The following is a 24,164-nucleotide window of genomic DNA, read 5'->3' on the forward strand; positions in this document are numbered from 1 at the left end:
TACAGGGCCATTCGTTACGATATAACGGAAATGGTGAAATTTCCGTATTCAAGCGCGCTATCTAAAGATGCCCAACCTGTCGCTTGGCTGAAGCCTTGATCGAAATGCAGCCGAACGCACATATTACGATCGTAATTTTATCAAGGAACTACTTTTACCCATCCCCTTTCGATCCAGGAGTACATCCATGAGCACTTATGACGTCGTGATACTTGGCGGTGGCCCCGGCGGTTACAACGCGGCGATCCGCGCCGGACAACTGGGTCTGAAGGCCGCCTGCGTGGAAGGACGCGCCACACTCGGCGGCACCTGCCTGAACGTTGGTTGCATGCCATCCAAGGCGTTGCTGCATGCCTCCGAACTGTACGACGCGGCCATGGGTGCGGAATTCGCCAACCTGGGGATCAACGTCAAACCCAGCCTCAACCTCGCCCAGATGATGAAACAAAAAAATGAAAGCGTTACCGGGCTGACCAAGGGCATCGAATTTCTTTTTCGCAAGAACAAGGTCGACTGGATCAGAGGCTGGGGCCACATCGATGGGCCGGGCAAAGTCACGGTGACCGATAGCGCCGGCGGCAAGACAGTACTGAGCGCCAAGGACATCATCATCGCTACCGGTTCGGAGCCCACGCCCCTGCCCGGTGTAGACATCGATAACAAACGCATCCTCGATTCCACAGGCGCCCTGGCACTGACCGAGGTGCCCAAGCACCTGGTGGTGATCGGCGCCGGTGTGATCGGCCTGGAACTGGGTTCGGTCTGGCGCCGTCTTGGGGCGCAGGTGACGGTGGTCGAGTTTCTCGACCGGATCTGCCCCGACGTGGACATCGAAGCCGGCAAAACCCTGCAGCGCTCCCTGAGCAAGCAAGGCTTGAGTTTCAAATTGAGTTCAAAAGTGACCAGCGCCACCAGTTCCGCCAATGGCGTTCAGCTCAGCATCGAGCCTGCCGCTGGCGGTGCCGCCGAGTTGCTGGAAGCGGATTACGTATTGGTAGCCATCGGGCGCCGACCTTATACACAGGGCCTGGGCCTGGAGAACGTCGGCCTCGCCACGGACAAGCGCGGCATGCTCGCCAACAAAGGGCATCGCACAGATGCCGCCGGGGTCTGGGTGATTGGCGACGTGACCTCGGGTCCCATGCTCGCCCACAAGGCCGAGGACGAAGCCATGGCCTGCGTCGAGCAGATTGTCGGCAAGGCGGGCGAGGTCAATTACAACCTGATCCCCAGTGTGGTCTACACCAAACCGGAACTGGCCAGTGTCGGCAAGACCGAAGAGCAGCTCAAGGCTGAAGGCCGGGCGTACAAGGTCGGCAAGTTTCCCTTCACCGCCAACAGCCGGGCGAAGATCAACCATGAAACCGAAGGCTTCGCCAAAGTGCTGGCCGATGAGCACACGGACGAAGTCCTGGGCGTGCATCTGGTTGGCCCGAGCGTCAGTGAAATGATTGGCGAATATTGCGTGGCCATGGAGTTCAGCGCCTCGGCCGAAGACATCGCACTGACCTGCCACCCACACCCGACCCGCTCCGAGGCCTTGCGTCAGGCGGCGATGGATGTGGAAGGGATGGCGACGCAGATGTAATCCAAAGGACTGGCGGTGACGGGGCCACCGCCTTCGCGAGCAGGCTCGCTCCCACAAGGTTTGCGCTGTACCTGTGGGAGCGGGCTTGCTCGCGAACGCAGACGACTCGGTTCAGAGCGGCAAATGCTCCAGCGGCAACGATCCCGGGGCCTTCACCGTATGAATCGCAAAGTTGCTGCGAATGTCGCTCACCCCCGGCAGCTTCAGCAAACGCCCGGTGAGAAAGCGGTCATAGGCACGCAAGTCCGGCACCACCACCTGCAGCAGAAAATCCGACTCCCCCGACACCAGAAACGCCGAAATCACCTCGGGCAATGCCGTCACCGCCAGGCGAAAGGCTTCGGCTTGTTCATCGTTGTGACGCTCGACCTTGACCCCGACAAACACCGTCAGCCCCAACCCCACTTCATCGCGATCCAGATTGGCCTGGTAGCCGCGAATCACCCCCGCCTCTTCAAGCATTCGCACCCGGCGCAAGCAAGGCGATGCCGACAGGCCGATCTCGTCTGCCAGTTGCACATTGCTCAGGCGGCCGTCCCGTTGCAGCGCGGCGAGAATCTTGCGGTCGTAAGCGTCCAGTTTCATGGTTTGGCAGATCCTGATGGTTCAAGCTTGATTAAGTGGCAGATTATGCCAATACACGAGCTGATAGAAGCTGACAACGCAAGCACCTGCCCCGCCCTCCAGCCCTAGACTGGTACGACCAAATCGACAACGAACGGGGTGCAACATGCAAGGTCTCTGGCTGTTTTTCATGGCGCTGGCAGTGGTCTATCTGTTGCCGGGGCCCGACATGATCCTGCTGTTGCAGACCGGTGCCCGTCAGGGCAAAGGCGCCGCGCTATCTACGGCCGTGGGACTGGGCATCGCCCGGGGTTGCCATGTGGCATTGGCGGCGCTGGGACTGGCGGCACTGTTCAAGGCCGCGCCATGGACCTTCGACCTGGTGCGCCTGGCCGGCGCCGCGTATCTGCTGTGGATCGGCATTCAGTGCCTGCGAACCACGATGCTGCCGAGCCTCACCGGCGCCGACACCACCGGCGAAAAACCACGTTGGGGCACGGCCATCCGACGCGGACTGCTGACCAACCTGCTCAACCCCAAGGCACTTTTGTTCTGCTCGGTGCTGCTGCCGCAATTCATCAACCCACAGGCCGGGCCGGTACTTGGGCAATTTGCGACCTTGGGCGTGGTGCTGGTCGGCGTCGGTTTGCTGTTCGACAGCGCATACGCCCTGGTCGGCGCGGCACTCGGCCGTTGGCTGCAACGCAGCCCCTCAGCCCAGCGCCTGCAACAATGGTTGTTCGGTAGCCTGTTGATCGGTTTCGCCGTACGGTTGACCTTTGTGCAACAGGCTTGAACCTCACTGCGCCTTGCGGCGGCGATTGATCAGGAGTAATGCCGCCGCCGTGACCACAATCACGCCGCCATACTGCAACGGCTTCTTGTACGGCCGCAGCGCTGAACGCACGGAATCGGTAACCTGGGTCACGTAGCGCTTGTCGGCGTTCTGGAAGTCGGGATACGGGCATTGATGACCGAAATTGAACGCCCAATCCACGTACGGCCCCTCTTTGACATAGCGCTGGTAGAAAGCGTTTTCTTCTTCAAGACTGCTGTTCCAGCCTGCAGCCGCGCACAGCACTGCCGCAAAGGCCTGGCTGGTGTGAGGCAAATTGTCGGCCGCACGGCTGGCCAATGCCGTGGCCACAAAACGATAGTGATAACGCTCATCGGGCTGAGCAACGCTGGCCTGCTGGCGCTTCACTTCGCCCACGGTTACTAACGGCCCGACCTTGAGTTCGGTACTTTCCAGACTGTAGTTGCCGCCGAATGTGGCGTAATCCGGGGCCATTTCATAACCGAGGATTTCCATTCCCCACGTGCGCGCGACCCCGGCCGAGTTAAACAGCGCAGCAGCGCGAGTCGTGGGCCACCAGGCAGAATCCGCCTCTTTGCGTAATATTGCGTATGACTTGGCCTTGTTCTGCAAATCGACGTTATCGAAGTACGCCGGCGCCTCCTCGTAATGCCCCTCGCGCAACAAACGTCGCCCCAGCAGATTGCGCAGGCTCGCCGCCACCGGCAAGGGCACATAATTGTCGCGGTCCTGCTGGCTGAGCGGCGGCGGTGCCGGCACCTGCGTGTCGACGTAGTGCTTGAGTTCTTCGAGGGTCAACACGCGCTCGGCAACGGTGGCAGCGTCGAACCAGTAAATGCTTTGGCTGCGATACAGCTGATCGAAGGCCTGCAGGTAATCCCCGCGTTGCAGCGCCAGGATCGCACTTTCACCCTCGACCCGGCATTTGGGCTGAAGCGTTTCGTAATCGTAGTCCGGTGTGCGGCGCTCGCCCCAGGATTCATTCTGCGGGAAGGCCTGGGCTGCTTTGGCATAGGCTGCGGCGGCCGCACTCTTATCACCCTCGCGCACCGCCAGCTTGGCCCGCAACCACCAGGCCAATCCGCCATCGCCGGCATGTTCGAGGAAAGCCTTGGCGCTGGCGTAATCACCCTGTTGATAATTCATCGCTGCCAGGCGGTCGGCGTTTTCGAGACTGCCACGAGTGCTGTTTTGCAGCAGCTTGATCATTTTCTGTTCGTTGGGCGGTTGATCGCCGAACGACCAACCCAACCGGCTGATCAGCGACGCGGTCACCAATTGCTGCACGAGTTGGCCCTTGAGCAACTCGGCTACTTGATCCTCCGGCAGCGTCATCAGGTCCGCCATCAACAGTTTCAGTGAGGTGTAACCTACTGCGGATCCGTGCAGATTCTGCGTGGCGTAGAGCTCGATGGCGCGGTTCCAGTCGCCGGCGGTGCGTACCACCCGGGCTTCTTCACCGAGGCTGGCGACACCCAGTTCCAGTGGGTCGCTGAAACCGTCGATACTCAGTTGCCGGGTTTGCTCGAAGGCCTTGGCGGATTGTTCGAGCAGACCCGGAGCCGCATTGGCTTCGACGCTCATGGCAAACAACGCACGCCCCAACGAGTAAGCCGCCCAGGTGCTGCGCGAAGCCCGTTGCTCGGCGGGCAAGGCCAGCACTTTCTTGAAATACCCGGCGGCCAAGGCGGGATTACCCGCGCCAAAAGCCACAGCGCCGGCCAGATACAATCTGAGCTCAGGCGGCAGTTGCGCCCCTTCGGTTTCAACCTGATGGGCATCCGTCAGGCTGCGCAGGTGTTTCACCAACACCTGTTGCTCAGCGGAAAGTCCCGCCTGCTCGGCTTGATCCCGCAGCGCTACAGCATCAGGTTCATCCGAGTAGTCGACGTTGGCGGTGACGTTCTTCAATCCGTTGATGGCGTGGCCGAGGCGGCTGATTTCGAAGCTGAAGTTGCCTTCCGGCAGTTCCGCCAACGACTGGCCACGGTTATCCAGCAGGCGCATGGGGAAGTCCGGGCCGCAGGCCAGCGCCGAACCCAGCGGCAGGCTTAGGCTCAGGCAAAGCAAATGACGCGGCCAGTTACGGGTGAACATTCGAACCTCCTTGATCAATGTGTGCGCAGCGAGCCCAACCAATGGCACGCTGTCCGCCGGCCAATATTCGGCCATCGCGCAGGCGGGTGAAGGTAAGCAGATCCGGACGCTGTTGCAACGCGTAACCGGCCAAGGCATCGGCTCCCTCACAACCGCTGACCGCCAGTGTCAGGCGTTCGGGCCAGGCGCGGTCGAGGTTGCCCTGGTTGCTGATGCCGATGTCATAGAGGCCATTGTCGGCCGAGAGTTTCAGGTTCAATTGACTGTCGAGCACATCTCCACGCGCCACGGCGCGCAAGGTGGTCAGGCTCCAGGCCCGACGGTCGTTGGCCAATGGCAGGCGAAACCAGATCAGGCCCGCCAGATGTTTCGGTGGATCGGCCCGCAGCTCGGTACCGAGGGTGCGCAATAACTGCGGATCGGCGAGCAACTCCCGGCGCAGGCCTCCGCGCTCCACCGTGACTTCGCTTTCCACAACGGGCGCGCCACCCGCCGATGGCAGCAACCCCACGCCATAGGCTGGCAGCGCCAGATAGAAAGGTTTTGTCGTGATTCGGCTCCAGGCCTTCACCCATTGCCGGGCCTGATCGGCATCAAACAAACCACGACGCGGATCGCTCACCGCGTGCACCTGCAACACGCTGCTGTCGACTGTGGATAACAACGCCGGCAGTTCGCGACTGTCGAGCCAGGACGGCAACGCGGTGATGCTCAGGGGCAGCGACGTCGGCAGCGCTGCGCGCAACTGCGCGAGAAACTGGCGGTAGGCCGGCAGCCGAGCGTTGCCGGCATCGTGGTCGATTTCCACGCCGGCGAGGTTCACCTCCTGCCCCTGCCAATCGCTGATCACCTGCCGGATTTGCGCGGTGATCTCATCCTGATCCAGCGCCTTGAGCTGCCCATCCAGGCGAATCACCGCAATCACCGGCCGACCATCACGCTTGAGCAGTGCCGGATCAATCCCGGCCTGACTCCAGCCGGCGTTGGGGAAAGCCTGCAAGGCCAGCACCCGCAGGGTCGAAAAATCGGCGCGGCTGTCCCGAAGGGCGGCGTCGTGGGCCGGTGTCCACTGCCGCTGCCAGACGTAAAGCTGTTGATCCAGCGGCGGAGCATCCTGTCTTTCGCAACCGGTGGTGAGCACCAGCGCCATCAGAAAGACCATCGAGCGAGTGAAAAAAACCATTGAAACGCCTGTTCCTGAAATGCAGAAAGGGCCTCTGCGGCCCTTTTTAGTTCTGCTCACTACCCTACCCAGCCATCGACCGGCGGGCAATGTTCGCCTGCAATGATCTTCAGATATCGAGTACCAACGGCTGCGCCCCCTGCGCCGGAATCGCACAGCAAATCAGCACCTGTCCGTCATCCGGCACCTCCGCTGGCGGCAGTGGGTAATGCACCTGGCCGCTGATCAGGCGTGTCTTGCAGGTGCCGCAGGAGCCGCCGCGACAGCTGAACTCCGGACGCAGGCCACGGCTTTCCGCCAGCTCCAGCAAGCTGCCGCCGTCTGGCTGCCAACGCGCCTCCTTGGCCGAACGCTGGAACATCACGGGCACGGATGTGGTGGCGGCGGGCGGTTGCTCGATGACCACCGCATCGGGGTCCGGTCGCCGCCGCAAGGTGGACGGGCCGAAGGTTTCGGCGTGAATCCGCGAATCGCGAATGTCCAACTCGCGCAAGCCGTCGTACAGCGCCTGGGTAAAACTCCCGGGACCACAGACGACAAAATCCGGCTGATCGTAGTCCTCGACTGTCAGCAGATCCTTGAGCAGCGCGACGTCGATCCGTCCACCGAGGTCGAAATCCTCTCCTTGCATCGCTTCGGCTTCCGGTTGGCTAAGCAAGCGCACCACCCGCACCGCGTCTCCGGCATCCTCGAGCAAGCGATCCAGCTCCCGGCGAAACGGCTGGTCGGCCAGCGTGCGCGAACTCTGGATTAACCAGGTCGGCCGTATACGACGGGTACGCAATCCTTGGTAAACCACCTCCCGCAGCATCGACAACAGCGGCGTGATGCCGACCCCGGCCGCCAGCAACACCAAAGGCCGACGCTCATGGGGCGCCACGGTGAAATGACCTTGTGGCGCCCGTGCTTCCAACAGGTCACCAACACGAATCTGCTCATGCAAATGCGTAGACACCCGCCCGTCACGCTTCACGCTGATGCGGAAAAAATCATCGGACGGCGCGCTCGATAAACTGTACGTGCGGATTTGCACATCGCCGTCAATGTTGAAGCGCAGGGGCAAATGCTGCCCGGCCTGGAACAGTGGCAACCCGGCCCCATCGGCGGACTCCAGGTAAATCGAGCGAATGCTGTGGCTTTGCGCTTCAATCCGCGCCACCCGCAACGGCCGCCATTGATCGCCCAGGGCCTTGGCCTGCAAACGCGCCTTGGCCTGCTCCCAGGTGCCAGTGAGCAAACTGGTGGGTGAAACACCGTCGAAACGCCAGCGCAACGCCAGGGTGGCGGGGCGACGTACCACCTGCTCGACATCGATTGTCCACAGGCGCTCGGCGCCCTGGAACGCCTCGACCTGAGGGCCGTCCAGGATGATTTCAGTGCGCCCGCTGAGCTGCAGCAAATCACCGGTATTGAAATCGATGAACAACAACCCGGCCCGGGGATTGAGCAGCAGGTTGCCCAAGGTGTTGAAATGCAGGTTGCCGGCGAAGTCCGGGATGGTCAGGCGATTGCCTTCCACCTGTACGAAACCGGCCTGACCGCCGCGGTGAGAAACATCCACCGAGCGTTCACCGTCGACGTCCACATAACTGGCAACGAAGAAGGTGTCCGCCTCGGCGATCATGGCTTTGGCCGCATCATCCAGTTCGCTGAAGTGCTGGGCGACACGCGTCGAGGGATCGGCCAGCGGCACCGAGCGAAACTGGCGCAGCTGAATGTACTGCGGGCAATTGCCGAAGGACTGATCCACCGTCACCGCGAAACCGTCCTTGGACATGGCGCGGACATGCCCATTGATGCGATTACGGCGGCGAGTGTGCAACTCGATGCCCAACAGGCCGATGGCCGAGCCGTCGCTCAACTGCGCGGGATCATCAAAGGCCGGCAGGCTGCGAAACTGCAGCAAGCCAGGTTCCGGCGAGTGCGCAAAACCGGGCTGACCTTCCAGGATGCTGGCCCAGGGATGACCCTCAGCATCCACCGCTGCGTACAGCATGAACGGCAATTGCTGATAGAAGGTTCGGTGCTGGTCCGGCATCTCGCTACGAATTACCTTACGACCGAACGCCTCCATTCGTTCGGCAACGCCCACATGCGCCTGCAATTGTTTCTCGCCGGCATGCCAGGGTGAACGGTCCATACGGCTGCTCCCTTGCGCCTGTGGCGCAGAACGGGGCGGCCCGGCAACACCGGGCCACCAGCATCAGGCGGTTTTTTGCAGGCCGGCGACGGTGCGTGGCATGCCGACAAACCCCGGCAAGGCTTCGATGCGGGCCAGCCAGGCGCGAATGTTGGCGTACTCGTCCAGCGACACATTGCCCTCAGGCGCGTGGGCGACGTAGCTGTAGACGGCGACGTCGGCAATCGTCGGTTCAGTGCCGGCCAGGTACGGCGTACTGGCCAGCTCGTGATCGATCACTTTGAGCACGGTATGGGCGTAGGCAATCACTTCTGCTGCGTTGTAAGGCGCGCCAAACACAGTGATCAATCTTGCCCGGGCAGGGCCGAAGGCAATCGGACCGGCAGCCGCCGACAACCAGCGCTGTACCTTGGCGGCCCCTACGGGATCAGCCGGCAACCAGCGACCGTTGCCGTACTTTTGCGCCAGGTAAACCAGAATTGCGTTGGAATCGGCCAACACCACGCCTTGGTCATCAATCACCGGCACCTGACCGAATGCATTGAGCGCCAGAAACGCCGGTTGCTTGTGTTCGCCCTTGGCGAGGTCAACGAAGATCAATTCCGTCGGCAATTTCAGCAGGGACAGCATCAACTCGACACGATGAGCGTGGCCGGAACGTGGGAAGTTGTAGAGTTTGATCGCTTGCATGGTCGACACCTCGGGGTGAGTGCTGCTGTTCAGGAGTGAGATGGGTCATATCTTCTACTCACATCTAAACCAACAGAATCACCAGCCAACGCAATCCATTATTTCAGCGGGTGAAATAATTCAACGCGTGAGCGCCGGATGCTCGCGCAGGGTCTTCACCGCGAAATCGACAAAACTGCGCACCCGGGCCGGCGCTTTACGCCCGCCCTGATAGACCACATGGATGGGCAATGGTGGCAGTTCGAATTCGGCCAGGATGATTTCCAGCTCGCCGGCAGCCACCTTGCTCGCCACTTGATAAGACAGTACCCGGGTGAATCCCAACCCCAGGCAGGCTGCCGTGATGGCCGCCTGATTCGCCGTCACCACCAGCCGTGGTTCAGCCCGGACACTCAAGGTTTCGCCGTCTTCTATGAATGGCCAACTCCTGAGTTGGCCAATTGCCGAGGTCGCGATAATCGGCGCCTGGGCCAGCTCCCGGGGATGCCTGGGCCGACCATGGCTGGCCAGAAATTGTGGTGAGGCGCAGATCACCCGCCGCACCTCGCCGACCCGAATCGCATGCTGGTTGCTGTCGGGTAGCTCGCCGATACGAATGGCCACGTCGACGCCCTCCTCGACCACGCTCACCACCCGGTCCACCAGCAGCGCGTTGATGCAGACCTCGGGGAACTGCGTCAGATAATTCACCATCAACGGCGTGACAAACAGCTCGCCAAACAAGACCGGTGCGGTGATGGTCAGTTGCCCACGGGGATGGATATGGCTGCCTGCTGCCGAGTCCTCGGCTTCCTGTACCTCGGCGAGAATTCTCCGACAGTCCTCCAGGTATCGCTGGCCGGCCTCGCTCAAATACACACTGCGCGTGGTACGCGTGAGCAGTTGTGTGCCTATTCGCTTCTCCAGCGCCGCGACCGCCCGGGTGACGCTGGCCGCCGACAGACCCAAACCCCGCGCCGCCGCCGAAAAACCCTGCTCCTTGGCGACAGCAGCGAAGACCTGCATTTCCTGGAAGCGGTCCATGGGACTGTCCTCATTTCAGATAGATAAATCGCAACCGAAGACCGGAATTTTAATCGTTCAACTACATAGTTGGGCGCGCGACCATCAGGTAGAGCAATGGGCTACTGCACTCTAGCGCCGGCACCGTAAAAACCAAGCGTGTCACAAACCTTGATTATTGATAATTAATGAGGATTATTTTCTTGCGAGGGGTGCGACTGTTGGCAATTATCCTGAGCAGCCCGCTGCAACGGTTAATGCCCGATAGAGAAAAAGAACCATTGGTTCAGCTTCCGGACCGCTTCAGGCAATGGCTCGCAGCGGACTCCATCAACTACAGCAGAATTCCAGCCTGTATAAACGGGCGGAATATACGACTGCTCCTATACTACAAACCACCCCGTTACCTATTGGGTTTTTGGTAGGTACCTCGTTGAAGTTTTCTCTACTTAAAGTAAGGCGTTATGGGTTTTTTAACGCTTGGACGGCTGTCCGTCGATCCTGCTTTTTTGGATTCACTTAGTAGGGAAGAGTTGAACTTCAACGGCCTGGCTAACCTGTGTGACACCGCAAGGAGTTCGACAATGTTGCGCACTAACATTTCCGCTAGAGCACTGTCCGGTGGTTTGCTCGACGTACTGATTCGCGCCGGGCTGATTACGGTGCTGGTACTGTTTTGCTTCCAGATCTTCCACCCCTTTCTCAACCTGATGCTCTGGGCAATGATTCTGGCCATCACCCTGTATCCACTGCATGGGCTCATCAAGCGCAAGCTGGTCAACAAGGACGGTCGTGCCGCCACCCTGATCGTGGTGGTAGCCCTGGCTTTGCTGATGGTGCCGATCTACTTGCTGGGCACCTCGATCAGTGAGTCGGTCCAGGCCACCCTGGCGATCCTCAAGTCCGATACGTTGCAGATTCCGCTTCCCAGCGAAAAAATCGCCTCCTTGCCACTCATTGGCGAGCCGCTCTATGGCTACTGGATGCAGGCCGCCACTGACATGAGCAGCGTGGTGATGAAGGTACTGCCCTATATCAAGTCCGTCGGCCTGACCTTGTTGGGCAAAATGGCCGACGTTGGCGTGGGCTTTCTATTGTTCATCGGTGCCCTGATCATTGCCGGCGTGTTCATGGCCTACGGCGAAAATGGCGAAAGAAGCGCCCTTGCCATCACCTCGCGCCTTTCCGGACCAGAGCGTGGGCCACGCATTACCGTACTTTGCACTGCAACCATCCGCGCGGTCGCCCAAGGCGTAGTGGGCATCGCGTTTATCCAGATGTTGCTGGTTGGCGTGGGCTTCGTGCTCATGGGTGTCCCCGGTGCCGGGCTGCTGGCCATGGTGGCGCTGTTGATGGGAATCATGCAATTGCCGGTGCTGCTGGTGACCATCCCGGTGATCGCTTATGTCTTCGCCACCGAAGGGACCAGCCTGGCCACCGTCGTGTTTGGCATCTACAGCCTGATCGCCGGGATGGCCGACAACGTCCTCAAGCCGTTGATGCTGGGTCGTGGCGTCGATGTCCCGATGCCGGTGATTCTGATTGGTGCCTTGGGCGGCATGGTGAGCGGCGGCTTCATCGGTTTGTTCATCGGGCCGGTTGCGCTGGCGGTGGGCTACCAACTGTTCTGGCAATGGGTCCAGGACCAACCGACTGTCGAGGTTCTGAACGAGACACCCGAGATCGAGGCGTTGAACGAGACACCGACGATAGAGGCAACGAACGATCAGCGTCCTGTCTGAGGAGTTTGCGCTTGATGCCACGCCCTGCTCGCATCAGCCGGCTTCTGCTCTTTAGCACCGTCGTCCTGGGGGGCTGCGTGCAACTGGGCCCGGATTTCCAGTCGCCGGCCCAGCCCTGGGTCGACCACTGGAACAGCCCGGCCCTGGAGATCGCCGGCCAACAACACGCGCAACCTGACAGCCGTCAATGGTGGCGCGTGTTCAACGACCCGGTGCTGGACCATTTGATGGCCGAAGCCGATGCCCACAACCCCGACCTGCACGTCGCTGGCCTGCGGGTCATGGAGTCCCGGGCGCAATTGGGTATCGCCCTGAGTGGGCGCTACCCGCAATTGCAGCAGGCCAGCGCCGACAGCCTGTACCTGAACCGTCGACAGTCGGGCGGCGCCAACCCCCAGGACACGAATTTCTGGCAACACAGCGTCGGCTTCGATATCGGCTGGGAGCTGGATTTCTGGGGGCGTTTCAGCCGTGCCATCGAGTCGGCCGATGCGTCCTGGTTTGCCGCCCAGGCCAACTACGAAAATGCCCTGGTGCTGTTGCACGCGCAGCTGGCACAAAACTACTACGCCTTGCGCACCGCCGAGGCGCGCCTGGCCATCGCCCGCAGCAACGCCAAACTGCAAAAACGCAGCTACGAGATCACCGAGCGCCTGTTCAACAGCGGGGCCGAAGCCGAACTCGATCTGCAACAAGCCAAGACCCAGTACCTGGGCACCCTGAGCACCATCCCGGATTTCGAGAGCCAGGTGGCGAGCCTGCGCAATGCGTTGTCCACCCTGATCGGCCAGCCGCCCGGCTCGATCCCTGACCTCAATCGCAACACCGGCTTAGTGCCGCTGCTCGATACCGCGGTCTTGCAAGATGTGCCGGCCAACCTCCTGGTGCGACGCCCCGATGTACGCGCTGCCGAGCTGCAAGTAGCAGCGCAGTCGGCATTGATCGGTGTGGCCGAGACCGACCTGTACCCCTCCATCAGCCTGCTGGGCAGCATCGTCTGGTCCGCCAGCTCGCTCAATGGTGCGTCCAACACCCTCGACATGGTGGCCGGCCCCAGCCTGCGCTGGGACATCTTCGACCACGGCCGGATCACCAACAACGTTCGCGTGCAGGACGCGCGCTTGCAGCAATTGATCGTTATCTACCAGGACAGCGTGCGCCAGGCGGCACGTGAGGCCGACGATGCCGCGACCGGCTTGATCAAGGCACTGGAGCGCGACCAAATTCTCAGTGACGCATCGGTGGCCGCCCAACGTTCGGTGACCCTGGCCAACGCCCAATACCGCGAAGGCTATTCGGATTTCCAGCGCGTGCTGGATGCCCAGCGAGCCCTGTTTGCCCAACAGGATACCTATCTGGTCAACCGTGGCACCGCGGTCAACAGTCTGATCGCCCTGTACAAAGCCTTGGGCGGAGGTTGGTACAGCGACCAGCCGATAGTCGACCCGGCCACCCGCAAACAAATGCAAGAACGGACCGATTGGGGCGATCTGCTCGACGAACCGAAGGAAAGTGCCCATGACTGACAGCCAACAACCGGCCGCCGAGAAAGCCCCGGCACCCGCCGCCGACCCTGCGAAAAAAGCGATCAACTGGGTGGTGCTGCTGATCATCCTGAGCCTGGTCTGGTACCTGATGGCCGACCGCTACACCCCCTACACGCAACAGGCACGGGTGCAGGCCTTCATTGTACCGGTGGCCGCCGAGGTATCCGGTCGGGTGACCAAGGTGCATGTACGCAACAACCAGGACGTCAAGGCCGGCGAATTGCTGTTTGAAGTCAATCCGGAGCAGTACCAGATCGCCGTCGATCGCGCCCGCGCCGACCTTGAATCGACCCGTCGCCAGGTAGGCGCCAACACCGCCGGCGTCGACTCCAAGCAAGCGTCCCTGCGTGCATCCCAGGCCAACGAGCTCAAGGCACGCCAGGACATCCAGCGGCTTGAACGCCTGTACAGCGAAGACCCGGGCACCATCTCGCTGCGCCGCCTGGAGATATCCCGCGCCACCCTGTCAGAATCCATCAGCCAGGTCGCCGCGGCCAAGGCCGAAGTGCAACGTGCACGGGAACAACAGGGCGGTAACGAAGACGAAAACGCCCAACTGCTCAGCGCCGCCAGCAACCTTGAAAAAGCCGAGCTGGACTTGGGCAATACCAAGGTCCATGCGCGCTCCGCCGGCCTGATCACCGATCTGCGCACCGATGTCGGCCAGTTCGCCGCCGCCGGTGCTCCGGTGATGACCCTGATCGCTATCCACGATGTGTGGATCAGCGCCGACATGACCGAAAACAATCTGGGAAGCGTGCAGCCCGGGACGCCGGTGTCCATCATCCTCGACGCCCACCCGGGCAGAATTTTCAAAGGCCATGTGCGCAGCGTCGGCTATGGCGTCGATATCGGCCAGACCACCCAGCCGGGCAGCCTGCCGACAGTGGAGAACAGTCGCGATTGGCTACGCCCTGCCCAGCGCTTTCCGGTCATCATCGAGTTCGAGCCCGGTGAGTTGACCAGCCCGCAAGGCATCCGGTCCGGCGGACAGGCCGAAGTCATGGCGTTCCCGAGTGAAAGTAACCCGCTGAATATCCTGGGTCGCCTGTTCCTGCGCGTGATGAGCTGGATGTCCTATGCGTATTGAGCGTCCGGTCCGGGTTCAGCGCGCCCTGCGCCTGAGCTTCGGCACGGCGCTGTGCCTCGCAGCGAGCTTTGGTCTGGCCCTGCCCATTCCGTTCCTCTCGCCGATGCTGGCGCTGATGATGCTGGCGGCGATGAACCGACCGCTGCCGTTCAAGGCCAGCCTGGGCCTGATCCTGATCCTTATGCTGACCACCGGGACCGGCCTGCTGCTCATTCCCCTGCTGCGTTACTACCCGTTCAGTGGCGTGTTGCTGGTAGGACTGTGCCTGTTCATGGCCTTCGGTTATGGCCTGCGCGGCGGCAACCCGCTGGTGGCGACCTTCCTGGTGGTGGGCCTGACCTTGATCAGTTCGGCCGGAACCGCTGAATTCGCCTTGGCGCTTGAAGTGATCGTGGCCTTGGTCAAGGGCCTGTTCCTGGCCGTCACCACACTGACCATCAGCCATTGGCTGTTTCCCGACCCCGCCAGTGCCCCCGCGGCCAAACCCGGCCCGAGCCTTACGCCAACCGAAAGCGGTTGGCTGGCGCTACGGGCCACGCTGGTGGTGCTGCCGACTTTCCTGCTGGCCATGATCGACCCGGCCAGCTACCTGCCGATCATCATGAAAGCCGTCAGCCTCGGCCAACAAAGCTGCGCGACCAGCGCTCGCACCGCCGGCCAGGAATTGCTCGGCTCGACCCTGCTCGGTGGCCTGATGGCGATCCTTTTCTGGTGCGCGCTGAGCCTGTTCGTCAACCTGTGGATGTTCTTTCTGTGGATGCTGCTGTTCGGATTGCTGGCGGCCAGAAAGCTCTATGGCCTGTCCCTGACCCGACAACCACCGAGCTTCTGGCTCAACAGCCTGGCGACCCTGATCATTCTGCTCGGCCAATCGGTGCAGGACAGTGCCGCGGGCAAAGATGTCTACACCGCCTTCGCCATTCGTATGGGCCTGTTCATCCTGGTGACCTTGTATGCCTGTGCGATGGTCTATCTGCTGGACACGCGGCGTAAGCGTCGAATTACGACCGCCTAGAAACAGAAAAACCCCCTGAAAAGGGGGTTTTTCATCTGTGGATAACTTATTCCACAGTAACCGACTTCGCCAAATTGCGCGGCTGGTCAACATCGGTGCCCTTGAGCACGGCGACGTAGTACGACAGCAGCTGCAGCGGGATGGTGTAGAGAATCGGCGACAGGATGTCGTGGATGTGCGGCATGTGCACCACGTGGGTGCCTTCACCGTTGGTCATGCCGGCCTTCTCGTCTGCGAAGACGATCAACTGGCCACCGCGGGCGCGGACTTCCTGGAGGTTGGACTTCAGCTTCTCCAGCAATTCGTTGTTCGGCGCCACGGTCACCACTGGCATGTCGTTATCCACAAGCGCCAACGGGCCGTGTTTCAGCTCGCCGGCCGGATAGGCTTCGGCGTGGATGTAGGAGATTTCCTTGAGCTTGAGTGCCCCTTCCATCGCCACCGGGAACTGCGCGCCACGGCCGAGGAACAGCGTGTGGTGTTTCTCGGCGAACAGCTCGGAGATTTTTTCCACGGTGCTGTCCATGGCCAGCGCTTCGCCCAGACGGGTCGGCAAACGACGCAGTTCTTCGACCAGCGTCGCTTCGACGCCTTTGGCCAAGGTGCCGCGAACCTGACCCAGGGAAAGCGTCAGCAACAACAGGCCAACCAGTTGCGTGGTGAAGGCTTTGGTCGATGCCACACCGATTTCGCGACCGGCCTGGGTCAACAGGGTCAGATCGGATTCACGCACCAGCGAACTGATACCGACGTTGCAGATCGCCAGGCTGGCGAGGTAGCCCAGTTCCTTGGCGTTGCGTAGCGCGGCCAGGGTGTCGGCAGTTTCACCGGACTGGGAAATGGTCACGAACAAGGTGTCCGGCTGCACCACTACCTTGCGGTAGCGGAATTCGCTGGCGACTTCGACCTGGCAAGGAATGCCGGCCAGTTCTTCGAGCCAGTAACGCGCGACCATGCCGGCGTGGTAACTGGTGCCGCACGCGACGATCTGTACGTTGCGTACTTTGGCGAACAGTTCGGCCGCCTGTGGGCCGAATGCCTGTACCAGTACCTGATTCTGGCTCAGACGACCTTCCAGGGTGCGCTGCACCACGGATGGTTGCTCGTGGATTTCCTTGAGCATGAAGTGGCGGAACTCGCCCTTTTCAGCGGCTTCGGCACCGTCGCGATACTGCACGGCTTCGCGCTCGACAGCCTGGCCGTTGACGTCCCAGATCTGCACGCTGTCGCGGCGGATTTCGGCGATATCGCCTTCTTCCAGGTACATGAAGCGGTCGGTGACCTGACGCAGGGCCAACTGGTCGGACGCCAGGAAGTTTTCCCCCAGGCCCAGGCCGATCACCAGCGGGCTGCCGCTGCGGGCTGCGACCAGACGATCAGGTTGCTTGGAGCTGATCACTGCCAGGCCGTAAGCACCGTGCAACTCTTTGACGGTCGCCTTGAGGGCCACGGTCAGGTCGCTCAGATCCTTGAGTTTGTGATTCAGCAGGTGAGCGATGACTTCGGTGTCGGTGTCCGAGGTGAATACATAACCCAGGGCCTTGAGTTGTTCACGCAGGGCTTCGTGGTTTTCGATGATGCCGTTGTGCACTACTGCCAGGTCGCCGGAGAAATGCGGGTGGGCATTGCGCTCGCACGGCGCACCGTGGGTGGCCCAGCGGGTGTGGGCGATGCCCAGACGACCGACCAGCGGCTCGTTGGTCAATGCCTGCTCCAGTTCACTGACCTTGCCCGGACGACGCAGGCGCTCGAGTTTTTCATCGTTGGTGTAGACCGCCACGCCAGCGCTGTCATACCCACGGTATTCGAGGCGCTTCAGGCCTTCGACGAGGATGGCGGTGATGTTACGTTCTGCGACTGCGCCGACAATTCCACACATGCTATTTCTCCTGACTGACAGCCGCGCATATCAAAGTGATGCCGCGGGCCTGAATCTGATCGCGAGCCTCAAGTGGCAGGCGTTCATCGGTAATAAGGGTATGGACACTGCTCCAGGGCAGTTCCAGGTTGGGAATCTTGCGGCCGATCTTGTCGGCCTCCACCATCACGACCACTTCGCGGGCGACTTCGGCCATGACTCGGCTCAGCCCGAGCAGTTCGTTGAAGGTGGTTGTACCGCGAACCAGATCGATGCCATCGGCACCGATAAACAACTGGTCGAAATCGTAGGATCGTAGTACCTGCTCGGCAACCTGCCCCTGAAAGGACTCGGAATGCGGGTCCCAGGTACCCCCGGTCATCAAAAGCACCGGTTCGTGCTCAAGCTCGCTCAGGGCATTGGCGACATGCAACGAGTTGGTCATCACCACCAGGCCGGGTTGCTGGCCGAGTTCCGGGATCATGGAGGCGGTGGTACTGCCACTGTCGATAATGATGCGCGCATGCTCGCGTATCCGCGCGACGGCGGCACGGGCGATGGCTTGCTTGTATTTGGAAACCGGCTGACCAAGGTCCGCGACCAACTCCTGAGGCATGGTGATCGCCCCGCCGTAACGACGCAGCAATAGACCATTGCTTTCAAGCGCCGCCAGATCCTTGCGAATCGTAACTTCCGACGTTTCGAAGCGCTTGGCCAACTCATCCACACTGACTTCGCCCTGCTCATTGAGCAAGGCGAGGATATTGTGACGACGCTGAGGGGTATTGCGCTTCGACATGAGCTGGTAAGTTTCGTTTCGAAAGATAACGGAAGCAATCAAAACCTATCAGCGAAACTTCGTCAAGCGCCATGCGATAAAAAGAGCTGTGGATAAGTAAAAAAATCGCAGTCTCCGGCAGTTCCTACACAGGATTTTTGGTCACCCTGTAGGAGCTGCCAAAGGCTGCGATCTTTTGATCTAACGAACTGTGGATAACTCAGCTCTTCTTGATCTTCTCCGGCCGCTTCCAGCCATCGATGTTCCTCTGACGACCACGCCCGATGGCCAACTGGGATTTATCCACAGTTGAGGTAATGGTCGAGCCGGCCGCTGTGGTAGCACCATCCAGGATATCCACAGGCGCCACCAACGAGTTGTTGGAGCCAATGAACACATCTTCACCCAGCACGGTTTTCCACTTGTTCGCGCCGTCGTAGTTGCAGGTAATAGTGCCAGCACCGATGTTGGTGCGCGCGCCCACTTCGGCATCGCCCAGATAGGTCAGGTGACCGGCCTTGGCGCCTTCGCCCAGGTGAGCATTTTTCAACTCGACGAAGTTACCCACATGGGCTCGCGCTTCCAGCACGGTGCCTGGACGCAGACGCGCAAACGGGCCGGCATCGCTGCCTTCACCCAGAATGGCACCTTCGATATGGCTGTTGGCCTTGATGACCACGCCTTTGCGCAGGGTGCTGTCCTTGATCACACAGTTCGGGCCGATCACCACATCGTCTTCGATGACCACCTTGCCTTCGAGGATCACGTTGATGTCGATCAGCACGTCGCGGCCTACTGTCACGTCTCCACGCACGTCGAATCGTGCCGGGTCGCGCAGCGTTACACCTTGAGCCATCAAACGACGACCGGCGCGCAATTGATAATGCCGTTCCAGTTCGGAAAGCTGCTTGCGGTCATTGGCGCCCTGCACTTCCATGGCATCGTGCGGCTGCTCGGTGTCCACCACCAGACCATCGCTCACGGCCATCGCAATGATGTCGGTCAGGTAGTACTCGCCCTGGGCGTTGTTATTGGAAAGTCGGCTCATCCAGTCGCCAAGACGGGCAAAAGGTAGCGCCAGAATGCCGGTATTGCCTTCGGTGATCTTGCGTTCAGCTTCGTTGGCATCTTTCTGTTCGACGATGGCCGCAACCTTGCCGGCAGCATCACGAACAATCCGACCGTAACCGGTCGGGTCATCCAGTTCGACGGTCAGCAAGCCCAACTGCTGCGGCCCCACCTTCTTGAGCAAGCGCTGCAGGGTATCGACTTCGATCAACGGCACATCACCGTAGAGCACCAGCACGGTGTCGGCCTGAATGAACGGCACGGCTTGGGCAACGGCGTGACCGGTACCCAGTTGTTTATCCTGCAGGACGAAGTTCAGGTCATCCGCCGCCAGGCGTTCGCGCACGGCATCGGCACCGTGACCGATCACGACGTGGATGCGCTGTGGATCAAGTTGCCGGGCGCTGTGGATAACATGGCCAAGCATGGAGTTGCCGGCAATCGGGTGCAAGACTTTCGGCAAAGCGGAACGCATGCGCGTGCCTTGGCCAGCAGCAAGAATAACGATTTCAAGAGACATGACTGGCTACCAATCCTGGGTGGTCAGCGGCTGCGACCAGGTTGTAAAAGTTGGAAAAGAAAAAAGGGTAGCCGAGGCTACCCTTTTTAATCAATCACACAACAAGTGCTGCCTTAGTGGCCGAACTTCTTGCGGATCTGCTGGACGGTGCGCAGCTGAGCTGCAGCCTCGGCCAGACGTGCGGCAGCAGAACCGTAATCGAATTCCGCGCCCCGCTCATGCAGTGCCTTCTCGGCAGCCTTGACGGCTTCCTGAGCGGAGGCTTCGTCCAGGTCGGCAGCACGTTGCACGGTGTCGGCAAGAACCTTGACCATGTTCGGCTGAACCTCGAGGAAACCACCGGAGATGTAATACACCTCCTCTTCCCCGCCCTGCTTGACCAGGCGGATCGGACCTGGCTTCAGATTAGTGATCAGCGGCGCGTGACCCAGGGCGATACCAAGATCACCCAGTGCACCGTGCGCAATCACCATCTCGACCAGACCGGAAAAGATTTCTCCTTCCGCGCTGACGATATCGCAATGGACTGTCATAGCCATCTGATTGCCTCAACCTAAATTAGCGCCCGTTGCCGGGCGCCGGGATTACAGTTTCTTGGCTTTCTCGATCGCTTCTTCGATGCCGCCAACCATGTAGAACGCTTGTTCTGGCAGGTGGTCGTAGTCACCGTTGAGGATGCCTTTGAAGCCAGCAATGGTGTCTTTCAGGGAAACGTATTTACCCGATGCACCGGTGAAGACTTCAGCCACGAAGAACGGCTGCGACAAGAAGCGCTGGATCTTACGAGCACGGTTTACCAACTGCTTGTCGGCTTCCGACAGCTCGTCCATACCCAGGATCGCAATGATGTCCTTCAGTTCTTTGTAACGCTGCAGAACATACTGAACGCCGCGAGCGGTGTCGTAGTGGTCCTGGCCGATTACGTTCGGGTCCAGCTGGCGCGAAGTCGAGTCGAGTGGATCGACCGCTGGGTAGATACCCAGGGAAGCGATGTCACGGGACAGAACGACGGTAGCGTCCAAGTGGGCGAAGGTGGTCGCTGGCGACGGGTCGGTCAAGTCATCCGCAGGTACGTATACCGCTTGGATCGAGGTGATCGAACCTTCCTTGGTCGAAGTGATACGTTCTTGCAGAACGCCCATCTCTTCAGCCAGGGTCGGCTGGTAACCTACTGCCGAAGGCATACGGCCCAGCAGTGCGGATACTTCAGTACCGGCCAGGGTGTAACGATAGATGTTGTCGACGAACAGCAGAACGTCGTTACCTTCGTCACGGAACTTCTCGGCCATGGTCAGGCCGGTCAGTGCTACGCGCAGACGGTTTCCCGGCGGCTCGTTCATCTGACCGTAAACCAGTGCCACTTTGTCCAGAACGTTGGAGTCCTTCATCTCGTGGTAGAAGTCGTTACCCTCACGAGTACGCTCACCCACACCGGCGAACACGGAATAACCGCTGTGCTCGATGGCGATGTTACGGATCAGTTCCATCATGTTTACGGTCTTGCCTACACCGGCACCACCGAACAGACCAACTTTACCGCCTTTGGCGAACGGGCAAACCAGGTCGATAACCTTGATGCCGGTTTCCAGCAGGTCGTTGCCGCCTGCCTGTTCAGCGAACGAAGGCGCTGGACGGTGAATGCCCCAACGCTCTTCGGTAGCGATTGGACCAGCTTCGTCGATCGGGTTGCCCAGAACGTCCATGATCCGGCCCAGAGTCGCTTTACCGACCGGTACGGAGATGGCTGCGCCAGAGTCGACAACGTCCAGACCGCGCTTCAAGCCTTCGGTGGAACCCATCGCAATGGTACGAACCACGCCGTCGCCCAGCTGCTGCTGAACTTCCAGGGTGGTCCCGGCCGCGCTTTGTACAGTCAGCGCGTTGTAGATGCTCGGTACGCTGTCGCGTGGAAATTCCACGTCGATAACGGCGCCGATGATTTGAACGATACGTCCGCTACTCATAGCTGGATCCTCTGAATATTTGAACCGTTAAACCGCGGCAGCGCCGCCGACGATTTCCGAGATCTCTTGGGTGATCGCAGCCTGACGCGCCTTGTTGTAGACCAGCTGCAAATCGCTGATCAAATCACCGGCGTTGTCGGTAGCGTTCTTCATCGCGATCATCCGCGCAGCTTGTTCAGCCGCGTTGTTCTCGACCACCGCCTGGTAGACCTGCGACTCCACGTAACGGACCATCAAGCCGTCCAGCAGCTCCTTGGCATCCGGTTCGTAGAGATAGTCCCAGTGGTGCTTGAGGTCTTGATCCGGGGTTGCCACCAGTGGAATCAACTGCTCCACGGTAGGCTGTTGCGTCATGGTGTTGATGAACTTGTTGGACACCACGGACAGGCGGTCAATACGGCCGTCCAGGTAGGCATCCAGCATCACCTTGACGCTGCCGATCAGATCATTGATCGACGGCTCTTCACCCAGGTGGCTGATAGCTGCAACGACGTTACCGCCGAAGTTGCGGAAAAAGGCCGCACCCTTGCTACCAACGACACACAGATCGATCTCGACGCCGTTTTCGCGGTTTACCGCCATGTCCTTGACCAGGGCCTTGAACAGGTTGGTGTTCAAGCCGCCGCACAGACCACGGTCACTGCTCACTACGACATAACCCACACGCTTGATTTCGCGGTCGATCATGAACGGGTGGCGGTATTCCGGGTTGGCGTTGGCCAGATGCCCAATTACCTGGCGGATACGCTCCGCATAAGGACGGCTAGCAGCCATGCGCATTTGTGCCTTGCGCATTTTGCTGACCGCCACTTTTTCCATGGCGCTGGTAATCTTTTGCGTGCTTTTGATGCTCGCAATCTTACTGCGAATCTCTTTTGCGCCTGCCATGTAACACCTATCAGGTTAGCAAGCGGGAGCCTTGCGGCTCCCGCTGCGGCTTACCAGGTTTGGGTGGCCTTGAACTTCTCGATACCGGCTTTCATGCCAGCGTCGATTTCGTCATTGAAGTCACCTTTCACGTTGATCTTCGCCATCAAATCGGCGTGATCGCGGTTGAAGAAAGCAATCAGCGCTTGCTCGAAGCTGCCGATCTTGGCGATTTCAACGTCAGTCAGGAACCCACGCTCAGCGGCATACAGCGACAGCGCCATGTCAGCGATCGACATTGGTGCGTATTGCTTCTGCTTCATCAGCTCGGTAACGCGCTGACCATGCTCAAGTTGCTTACGGGTCGCTTCGTCCAGGTCAGAAGCGAACTGGGCGAATGCCGCCAGTTCACGGTACTGAGCCAGAGCGGTACGGATACCACCGGACAGCTTCTTGATGATCTTGGTCTGAGCGGCACCACCCACACGGGATACCGAAACACCGGCGTTCACTGCAGGGCGGATGCCCGAGTTGAACATGGCCGATTCCAGGAAGATCTGACCGTCGGTGATGGAAATCACGTTGGTCGGAACGAACGCGGAAACGTCGCCAGCCTGGGTTTCGATGATCGGCAGTGCGGTCAGGGAACCGGTTTTGCCGGTCACTGCGCCGTTGGTGAACTTCTCTACGTATTCTTCCGAAACGCGGGATGCGCGCTCCAGCAGACGGGAGTGGAGATAGAACACGTCGCCTGGGTAAGCTTCACGGCCTGGTGGACGGCGCAGCAGCAGGGAAATCTGGCGGTAAGCCACTGCTTGCTTGGACAGATCGTCATAAACGATCAGCGCGTCTTCACCGCGGTCGCGGAAGAATTCACCCATGGTGCAACCGGAGTACGGTGCCAGGAATTGCAGCGCAGGAGATTCCGAAGCACTGGCAGCCACGATGATCGTGTTGGCCAGGGCGCCGTTTTCTTCCAGCTTGCGAACCACGTTGGCGATGGTCGATTGTTTCTGACCGATTGCTACGTAGACGCAGAAAATGCCGCTGTTCTTCTGGTTGATGATCGCGTCGATCGCCAGAGCGGTTTTACCGATCTGACGGTCACCGATGATCAGCTCACGCTGGCCACGGCCGACAGGGATCATGGCATCGACAGCCTTGTAGCCAGTCTGTACAGGCTGGTCTACCGACTTACGCCAGATCACGCCTGGAGCAACTTTCTCGACCGCGTCGGTCTCGGTGTTGCCCAGTGGACCTTTGCCGTCAACAGGGTTACCCAGTGCGTCGACTACGCGACCCAGCAGTTCCTTACCAACCGGAACTTCCAGGATGCGGCCAGTGCACTTGGCGCTCATGCCTTCAGCCAGAGACTGGTATGCGCCCAATACAACGGCACCTACGGAGTCTTGCTCCAGGTTGAGGGCCATACCGAAGACGCCGCCCGGAAACTCGATCATCTCGCCGTACATTACGTCGGCCAGACCGTGAATCCGCACGATACCGTCAGATACGCTGACGACAGTGCCTTCGTTACGGGCTTGGGAGGTCACATCGAGCTTGTCGATGCGGCCCTTGATAATTTCACTTATTTCGGAAGGATTGAGTTGCTGCATTGCTCTGCTGCCCCTTCA

The 24,164-nt window shown here is 60.1% G+C and carries 19 protein-coding genes; 6 read left to right on the plus strand and 13 right to left on the minus strand.

Features of this window, described 5'->3' with window-relative positions; all coding sequences use genetic code 11:
* The first annotated feature begins 187 nt into the window (after positions 1-187).
* Positions 188-1,588 carry a dihydrolipoyl dehydrogenase gene (gene lpdA, locus ACM6G4_RS09890; RefSeq protein WP_414913580.1) on the plus strand — a complete coding sequence of 467 codons (1,401 nt, stop codon included), beginning with the start codon at positions 188-190 and terminating at the stop codon, positions 1,586-1,588.
* Positions 1,589-1,699: 111 nt separating this feature from the next.
* On the opposite strand, the gene ACM6G4_RS09895 is transcribed toward lpdA, so the two are convergent.
* Positions 1,700-2,173, minus strand: a complete 474-nt coding sequence (locus tag ACM6G4_RS09895; RefSeq protein ID WP_008045644.1) for an Lrp/AsnC family transcriptional regulator — start codon at positions 2,171-2,173, stop codon at positions 1,700-1,702.
* A 145-nt stretch (positions 2,174-2,318) separates the two neighbouring features.
* Between ACM6G4_RS09895 and ACM6G4_RS09900 the strand changes: the two genes are divergently transcribed.
* Complete coding sequence (locus ACM6G4_RS09900) at positions 2,319-2,948, plus strand: LysE family translocator (RefSeq protein WP_414913581.1); 630 nt, start codon at positions 2,319-2,321, stop codon at positions 2,946-2,948.
* 3 nt (positions 2,949-2,951) lie between these two features.
* Here ACM6G4_RS09900 and ACM6G4_RS09905 read toward each other — a convergent pair whose 3' ends face one another.
* From ACM6G4_RS09905 to ACM6G4_RS09925, 5 genes are all read right to left on the minus strand, one after another.
* Positions 2,952-5,066 carry a hypothetical protein gene (locus ACM6G4_RS09905; RefSeq protein ID WP_414913582.1) on the minus strand — a complete coding sequence of 705 codons (2,115 nt, stop codon included), beginning with the start codon at positions 5,064-5,066 and terminating at the stop codon, positions 2,952-2,954.
* Positions 5,053-6,249 carry a DUF3142 domain-containing protein gene (locus ACM6G4_RS09910; RefSeq protein ID WP_414913583.1) on the minus strand — a complete coding sequence of 399 codons (1,197 nt, stop codon included), beginning with the start codon at positions 6,247-6,249 and terminating at the stop codon, positions 5,053-5,055. Before ACM6G4_RS09910 ends, ACM6G4_RS09905 begins: the two co-directional genes overlap by 14 nt.
* A 109-nt stretch (positions 6,250-6,358) precedes the next feature.
* Positions 6,359-8,389, minus strand: a complete 2,031-nt coding sequence (locus ACM6G4_RS09915) for a pyridoxamine 5'-phosphate oxidase family protein (RefSeq protein WP_414913584.1) — start codon at positions 8,387-8,389, stop codon at positions 6,359-6,361.
* A gap of 63 nt (positions 8,390-8,452) precedes the next feature.
* A complete protein-coding gene (locus ACM6G4_RS09920; RefSeq protein ID WP_056726784.1) occupies positions 8,453-9,079 on the minus strand; it encodes a glutathione S-transferase family protein in 627 nt (208 codons plus the stop codon).
* Between the two features lie 120 nt (positions 9,080-9,199).
* Positions 9,200-10,102 (minus strand): LysR family transcriptional regulator, encoded by a 903-nt coding sequence (locus tag ACM6G4_RS09925; protein WP_414913585.1) that lies wholly within the window; start codon positions 10,100-10,102, stop codon positions 9,200-9,202.
* 563 nt (positions 10,103-10,665) lie between these two features.
* Here ACM6G4_RS09925 and ACM6G4_RS09930 point away from each other — a divergent pair.
* From ACM6G4_RS09930 to ACM6G4_RS09945, 4 genes are read left to right on the plus strand one after another with little or no spacing between them, the layout of a single operon-like run.
* On the plus strand, positions 10,666-11,823 hold the full coding sequence (locus ACM6G4_RS09930; protein WP_056726782.1) for an AI-2E family transporter: 1,158 nt from the start codon (positions 10,666-10,668) through the stop codon (positions 11,821-11,823).
* A 14-nt stretch (positions 11,824-11,837) separates the two neighbouring features.
* Complete coding sequence (locus ACM6G4_RS09935; RefSeq protein WP_414913586.1) at positions 11,838-13,349, plus strand: efflux transporter outer membrane subunit; 1,512 nt, start codon at positions 11,838-11,840, stop codon at positions 13,347-13,349.
* Complete coding sequence (locus tag ACM6G4_RS09940; RefSeq protein ID WP_414913587.1) at positions 13,342-14,460, plus strand: HlyD family secretion protein; 1,119 nt, start codon at positions 13,342-13,344, stop codon at positions 14,458-14,460. The genes ACM6G4_RS09935 and ACM6G4_RS09940 overlap by 8 nt, the downstream gene beginning before the upstream one ends.
* Positions 14,450-15,475, plus strand: a complete 1,026-nt coding sequence (locus ACM6G4_RS09945) for a DUF2955 domain-containing protein (RefSeq protein WP_414913588.1) — start codon at positions 14,450-14,452, stop codon at positions 15,473-15,475. Before ACM6G4_RS09940 ends, ACM6G4_RS09945 begins: the two co-directional genes overlap by 11 nt.
* Positions 15,476-15,521: 46 nt before the next feature.
* Here the strand turns inward: ACM6G4_RS09945 and glmS are convergent, their stop codons facing one another.
* The 7 genes from glmS to atpA all read right to left on the minus strand — a co-directional run bounded on the left by glmS (position 15,522) and on the right by atpA (position 24,146).
* Positions 15,522-17,354, minus strand: a complete 1,833-nt coding sequence (gene glmS / locus ACM6G4_RS09950) for a glutamine--fructose-6-phosphate transaminase (isomerizing) (protein ID WP_414913589.1) — start codon at positions 17,352-17,354, stop codon at positions 15,522-15,524.
* Between the two features lies 1 nt (position 17,355).
* A complete protein-coding gene (locus ACM6G4_RS09955; RefSeq protein WP_008018362.1) occupies positions 17,356-18,132 on the minus strand; it encodes a DeoR family transcriptional regulator in 777 nt (258 codons plus the stop codon).
* 199 nt (positions 18,133-18,331) lie between these two features.
* Positions 18,332-19,699 (minus strand): bifunctional UDP-N-acetylglucosamine diphosphorylase/glucosamine-1-phosphate N-acetyltransferase GlmU, encoded by a 1,368-nt coding sequence (gene glmU, locus ACM6G4_RS09960; protein ID WP_056726777.1) that lies wholly within the window; start codon positions 19,697-19,699, stop codon positions 18,332-18,334.
* 113 nt (positions 19,700-19,812) lie between these two features.
* Complete coding sequence (locus tag ACM6G4_RS09965) at positions 19,813-20,238, minus strand: F0F1 ATP synthase subunit epsilon (protein WP_007969909.1); 426 nt, start codon at positions 20,236-20,238, stop codon at positions 19,813-19,815.
* Positions 20,239-20,283: 45 nt separating this feature from the next.
* Positions 20,284-21,663 carry a F0F1 ATP synthase subunit beta gene (gene atpD / locus ACM6G4_RS09970; protein WP_008045671.1) on the minus strand — a complete coding sequence of 460 codons (1,380 nt, stop codon included), beginning with the start codon at positions 21,661-21,663 and terminating at the stop codon, positions 20,284-20,286.
* Positions 21,664-21,690: 27 nt separating this feature from the next.
* Positions 21,691-22,551 carry a F0F1 ATP synthase subunit gamma gene (gene atpG / locus ACM6G4_RS09975; protein ID WP_008045673.1) on the minus strand — a complete coding sequence of 287 codons (861 nt, stop codon included), beginning with the start codon at positions 22,549-22,551 and terminating at the stop codon, positions 21,691-21,693.
* 50 nt (positions 22,552-22,601) lie between these two features.
* The gene (gene atpA / locus ACM6G4_RS09980; RefSeq protein WP_030132553.1) at positions 22,602-24,146 is read right to left on the minus strand and encodes a F0F1 ATP synthase subunit alpha; all 1,545 of its coding nucleotides are present in this window, start codon (positions 24,144-24,146) and stop codon (positions 22,602-22,604) included.
* Between the last annotated feature and the right edge of the window lie 18 nt (positions 24,147-24,164).

Origin of the sequence: Pseudomonas sp. IT-P258, assembly GCF_949767825.1 — a bacterium.
Classification (GTDB): domain Bacteria; phylum Pseudomonadota; class Gammaproteobacteria; order Pseudomonadales; family Pseudomonadaceae; genus Aquipseudomonas; species Aquipseudomonas monachiensis.

Coding starts and splice junctions, on each gene's coding strand:
- lpdA (WP_414913580.1), top strand. CDS start 188: ATGAGCACTTATGACGTCGTGATACTTGGCGGTGGCCCCGGCGGTTAC.
- ACM6G4_RS09895 (WP_008045644.1), bottom strand. CDS start 2,173: ATGAAACTGGACGCTTACGACCGCAAGATTCTCGCCGCGCTGCAACGG.
- ACM6G4_RS09900 (WP_414913581.1), top strand. CDS start 2,319: ATGCAAGGTCTCTGGCTGTTTTTCATGGCGCTGGCAGTGGTCTATCTG.
- ACM6G4_RS09905 (WP_414913582.1), bottom strand. CDS start 5,066: ATGTTCACCCGTAACTGGCCGCGTCATTTGCTTTGCCTGAGCCTAAGC.
- ACM6G4_RS09910 (WP_414913583.1), bottom strand. CDS start 6,249: ATGGTTTTTTTCACTCGCTCGATGGTCTTTCTGATGGCGCTGGTGCTC.
- ACM6G4_RS09915 (WP_414913584.1), bottom strand. CDS start 8,389: ATGGACCGTTCACCCTGGCATGCCGGCGAGAAACAATTGCAGGCGCAT.
- ACM6G4_RS09920 (WP_056726784.1), bottom strand. CDS start 9,079: ATGCAAGCGATCAAACTCTACAACTTCCCACGTTCCGGCCACGCTCAT.
- ACM6G4_RS09925 (WP_414913585.1), bottom strand. CDS start 10,102: ATGGACCGCTTCCAGGAAATGCAGGTCTTCGCTGCTGTCGCCAAGGAG.
- ACM6G4_RS09930 (WP_056726782.1), top strand. CDS start 10,666: ATGTTGCGCACTAACATTTCCGCTAGAGCACTGTCCGGTGGTTTGCTC.
- ACM6G4_RS09935 (WP_414913586.1), top strand. CDS start 11,838: ATGCCACGCCCTGCTCGCATCAGCCGGCTTCTGCTCTTTAGCACCGTC.
- ACM6G4_RS09940 (WP_414913587.1), top strand. CDS start 13,342: ATGACTGACAGCCAACAACCGGCCGCCGAGAAAGCCCCGGCACCCGCC.
- ACM6G4_RS09945 (WP_414913588.1), top strand. CDS start 14,450: ATGCGTATTGAGCGTCCGGTCCGGGTTCAGCGCGCCCTGCGCCTGAGC.
- glmS (WP_414913589.1), bottom strand. CDS start 17,354: ATGTGTGGAATTGTCGGCGCAGTCGCAGAACGTAACATCACCGCCATC.
- ACM6G4_RS09955 (WP_008018362.1), bottom strand. CDS start 18,132: ATGTCGAAGCGCAATACCCCTCAGCGTCGTCACAATATCCTCGCCTTG.
- glmU (WP_056726777.1), bottom strand. CDS start 19,699: ATGTCTCTTGAAATCGTTATTCTTGCTGCTGGCCAAGGCACGCGCATG.
- ACM6G4_RS09965 (WP_007969909.1), bottom strand. CDS start 20,238: ATGGCTATGACAGTCCATTGCGATATCGTCAGCGCGGAAGGAGAAATC.
- atpD (WP_008045671.1), bottom strand. CDS start 21,663: ATGAGTAGCGGACGTATCGTTCAAATCATCGGCGCCGTTATCGACGTG.
- atpG (WP_008045673.1), bottom strand. CDS start 22,551: ATGGCAGGCGCAAAAGAGATTCGCAGTAAGATTGCGAGCATCAAAAGC.
- atpA (WP_030132553.1), bottom strand. CDS start 24,146: ATGCAGCAACTCAATCCTTCCGAAATAAGTGAAATTATCAAGGGCCGC.